The 2544-nt window shown below is 67.2% G+C and carries 4 protein-coding genes; 1 reads left to right on the top strand and 3 read right to left on the bottom strand.

Annotation, left to right across the window (positions count from 1 at the left end):
- Nucleotides 1–109: 109 nt before the first annotated feature.
- The 3 genes from J1N50_RS03120 to rplU form a co-directional block, all read right to left on the bottom strand.
- The gene (locus J1N50_RS03120; protein ID WP_215350294.1) at nucleotides 110–706 is read right to left on the bottom strand and encodes a GNAT family N-acetyltransferase; all 597 of its coding nucleotides are present in this window, start codon (nucleotides 704–706) and stop codon (nucleotides 110–112) included.
- Nucleotides 707–947: 241 nt separating this feature from the next.
- Nucleotides 948–1217 carry a 50S ribosomal protein L27 gene (rpmA, locus tag J1N50_RS03115; RefSeq protein WP_058455005.1) on the bottom strand — a complete coding sequence of 90 codons (270 nt, stop codon included), beginning with the start codon at nucleotides 1215–1217 and terminating at the stop codon, nucleotides 948–950.
- A 48-nt stretch (nucleotides 1218–1265) separates the two neighbouring features.
- On the bottom strand, nucleotides 1266–1730 hold the full coding sequence (gene rplU / locus J1N50_RS03110) for a 50S ribosomal protein L21 (protein ID WP_215350292.1): 465 nt from the start codon (nucleotides 1728–1730) through the stop codon (nucleotides 1266–1268).
- Between the two features lie 227 nt (nucleotides 1731–1957).
- Here rplU and J1N50_RS03105 point away from each other — a divergent pair, with 227 nt between their 5' ends.
- The gene (locus tag J1N50_RS03105; protein WP_215350289.1) at nucleotides 1958–2479 is read left to right on the top strand and encodes a hypothetical protein; all 522 of its coding nucleotides are present in this window, start codon (nucleotides 1958–1960) and stop codon (nucleotides 2477–2479) included.
- The last annotated feature ends 65 nt before the right edge of the window (nucleotides 2480–2544 follow it).

The raw sequence follows: 2544 nt of genomic DNA, 5'->3' as shown, positions 1-2544 counted from the left end.
CACCGCCTACGGCGGCGGTCCCCCTCCCCATCGCTTCGCGACAGGGAGGATTTTACGTCCGCTATCCACCCCAAAAGCGGCCTTTCACCACGTCGGACAAGGCGTCTCTTCAAGCCGCCATCAGGCGGATTTCCTCGCGAAAGTCGGCGTCGGCGTCGATGCGGCCGCGCATGGGGGTGACGGCATTGCTGCCGTCCCCGTCGCCTTCCTCGAACAGCGCGCACGCCGCCTCGCCGCCGCGCGCGGCGCTGTAGCGCTGCGTGACCTTGCCGGTCGGCCGGAAGCCGAGCTTGCGGAGGACCGCGCCCGACGCCGGATTGTCGACGAAATGCCCGGCCGACAGCTTCGGCAGGTGCATCGCGCGGGCAATCCGCAACAGCTGGCGCCCGGCTTCGGTCGCGAAACCGAGACCCCAATAGGGACGCGCGATCCAGTAACCCATTTCGAGTTCGCCCTCGGGCGCGCGCGAAATGCCACAGCCGCCGACGAGGCGCGGCGCGCCGCCGGTGCGGGCGAAGATCAGGAAGCGTGGCTGGGTCGGGTCGATCGGCTGGCTCAGGAACTGCTGCGCCTCTTCCTCGCCATAGGGCCAAGGCGCGCGGGCAAGGTTCCGCACGACCGCCTCTTCGCCGATTGCCCGCGCAAGGGCGGGGGCGTCTTCCTGCCAGCCGGGCCGCAGCAACAATCTTTCGGTACGCGCAAACATTCTTATCACTCCCATTTGCCTGTCGCCCTAGCCGCCACATGGTGACTCTTTGACGACAGTCGATGCGCGAGGAAGATGGATGGCCCCGTTTTCGCGTCCGGACCCGAGGCAATCGACGGCGGACAAGAAAAAAGGGAGTCCGGGGGTGACCCGTCTCCCTCTTTTCGAACCTTGTTTCCGCTCGGGGCGGAAAGGACAGCTCCGGGTCATCCCTTGATGGGCGACCCGTGCAAGATCGCCCTTATTCGGCGGCTTCCGCCATGGCGTCGACCGACACATATTTGCGGCCAAGCTTGCCATCGTGGAATCGGACGCGGCCGTCGGCGGTGGCGAACAGCGTGTGATCCTTGCCCATGCCGACGTTGACGCCCGCGTACACCTTGGTGCCGCGCTGGCGCACGATGATGTTGCCGCCGATCACTTCCTGACCGCCGAACTTCTTCACGCCAAGGCGCTTGGCCTGCGAGTCGCGACCGTTGCGCGACGAACCGCCTGCTTTCTTATGTGCCATGACCTAAACTCCTTACTTCGCTTGAGGGGCCGAGCTGCGGTGCCGCGCTCAGGCTTCCTTCTTGGGGGCCGCCTTCTTGGCAGCGGGCTTCTTTTCGGCGGTCTCGGCCTTGGGGGCAGCGGCCTTCTTGGGCGCAGCAGCCTTTTCGGCGGCGGGCGCAGCGGCGGCCTCTTCGACCTTCGGCGCGGCTTCCTTCTTCGGTGCGGCCTTCTTGGCTTCGCCGACGGCGAGGATGCGCAGCAGCGTCAGCGACTGGCGGTGGCCGTTGCGGCGACGGTAGTTGTGCCGACGGCGCTTCTTGAACACGATGACCTTCTCGCCGCGGGTCTGCGCGATGATCTCGGCCGAAACGGTAAGACCCTTGGCGTCCTTCACCTCGCCGCCGTCACCGGCCAGCAGGACGTCGCCCAGCGACACGGTGTCACCGGCTTCGCCGTCGATTTTCTCGACGGCGATCTTGTCTCCGGCGGCAACGCGATACTGCTTTCCGCCCGTGCGCACGATTGCGAACATGGTCTTCCATCCAATCAGAAACTAGAACACCCGCGCCGCCGGTCACCCGCCAAAGCAGGCGAATTTTCCAGCAAGCGGGAAAGACCGCGCACCTAGCGATCTCTGCTTATGCTGTCAACCGCATATTTCCGTGCTTTTTGATGGAAAATGCAGCGAGGCCGGGCTGGTCCCGGGAATTCCGATTCGGCACTTGCCGCCTGCGCACGCGCCCCATATCAGGGGCGGCAATGAAGCGCGTCACCTTTTTCCTGCCCGTCATGGCCGCCCTGATCCTGTCCGCCTGCGCCGGCGGGCCGGGAGCAGGGGGACCGGCGCCGTCGCTCGCCAAGCGCGCGGTGGAGGGGCGGTTCAATGTGGCCCCGCCGACGGTGGAGGTCACGCCGCCCGGTCCGCTGCCGACCGACCTCGCGGGCCGGCTCGCGCGCTGGGAAGCCGATTCGATCGCTGCCCAGCAGGCGTTCGCTTCCGAGCGCGGGGCGGCCGCTTCGGCGGTTGCTGCGGCTTCGGGTGCGCCGGTCGCGAGCGAACGCTGGGTCGTCGCGCAGCAGGCGATCTCGCGTCTCGTCGCCGCGCGGGCGCCGCTGACCGAGGCGCTGGCGGACATCGACCGGCTCTATCTGGAGCGCAGCATCGACGAGGCGGTCGACGGCCTTCCCGACATCTACGCGCTGCGCGACCGGCTTGCCGATACGGCGTCGGCGCAGGAGGCGATCATCGAGGCGTTGAGCATACAGCTGCCTGGGGAGTAAAGTCCTCCCTGTGGCGAAGCCATGGGGAGGTGGCAGCGCGAAGCGCTGACGGAGGGGCGATGGCG

Origin of the sequence: Sphingopyxis soli (assembly GCF_018682675.1) — a bacterium.
GTDB classification, from domain to species: Bacteria; Pseudomonadota; Alphaproteobacteria; order Sphingomonadales; family Sphingomonadaceae; genus Sphingopyxis; species Sphingopyxis soli.
This window is presented reverse-complemented; position numbering and strand designations above follow the sequence as displayed.

Bases quoted from the DNA above. Each gene is read 5' to 3' on its own strand.
- J1N50_RS03120 (WP_215350294.1), bottom strand. From the start codon at position 706: ATGTTTGCGCGTACCGAAAGATTGTTGCTGCGGCCCGGCTGGCAGGAA.
- rplU (WP_215350292.1), bottom strand. From the start codon at position 1,730: ATGTTCGCAATCGTGCGCACGGGCGGAAAGCAGTATCGCGTTGCCGCC.
- J1N50_RS03105 (WP_215350289.1), top strand. From the start codon at position 1,958: ATGAAGCGCGTCACCTTTTTCCTGCCCGTCATGGCCGCCCTGATCCTG.
- rpmA (WP_058455005.1), bottom strand. From the start codon at position 1,217: ATGGCACATAAGAAAGCAGGCGGTTCGTCGCGCAACGGTCGCGACTCG.